Annotated in this window: 1 protein-coding gene; it reads left to right on the top strand. The window is 71.3% G+C overall.

All coding sequences use genetic code 11. The annotated features are described in order from the left end of the window. A partial coding sequence (locus AOK23_RS51220) for an FAD-dependent oxidoreductase (RefSeq protein WP_240496837.1) occupies positions 1-805 on the top strand: 805 nt, incomplete at both ends.

Below are 805 nucleotides of genomic sequence, written 5' to 3'. Positions count from 1 at the left end.
GCAGACCGGCGCGGTGAAGCTGGTGGCGGAGAACCACTTCGAGCGCCGTGCGGTCTCCCGCCAGGTGGCCCCCCACCTGGCGAACCCGCTCACGTTCTACCTCCCCGTGTACAAGGGCGGGCCGCACGGCGCGGCGAAGCTCGGGGCGGGCGTCTTCGCCTACTCCGCGCTGTCGGCGTTCGGTGACGGCGTCGGGCATCTGCTGTCGCCGGCGAAGGCCGCGCAGGACGTGCCCGAGCTGCGCACCGAGAACCTGAAGGCCGTGGCCGTGTACGGCGACGGCCAGATGAACGACTCCCGGATGGCGCTGATGACGGTCCGCGCGGCCGTCGAGTCCGGTGCGGTGGTCCTGAACCACGCCGAGGTCACCGGGCTGCGCTTCACCAAGGGCCGGGTGACCGGCGCCGAGCTGCGCGACCGGCTCTCCGGCGACGAGTTCGGCGTGAGCGCCCGCCTGGTGCTGAACGCGACCGGCCCGTGGGTCGACCACCTGCGCCGTATGGAGGACCCGAACGCGGCCCCCTCGATCCGGCTGTCCAAGGGCGCGCACCTGGTCCTGAAGCGGACCTCCCCCTGGAAGGCCGCGCTCGCCACCCCGATCGACAAGTACCGCATCACGTTCGCCCTGCCCTGGGAGGACATGCTGCTGCTGGGCACCACGGACGAGATGTACGAGGGCGACCCCGCGGACGTCGCCGTCAACGACAAGGACATAGCCCAGATCCTGGACGAGGCCGCGTTCTCCGTCCGGGACCAGCAGCTCGACCGCGATCTGATCACGTACGCCTTCGCGGGTCTGCGGGTG

It is taken from the genome of Streptomyces torulosus (assembly GCF_001419765.1).
Classification (GTDB): domain Bacteria; phylum Actinomycetota; class Actinomycetes; order Streptomycetales; family Streptomycetaceae; genus Streptomyces; species Streptomyces torulosus.
Note: the sequence above shows the minus strand (reverse complement) of the source record. Positions and strands in the feature narration are given on the sequence as shown.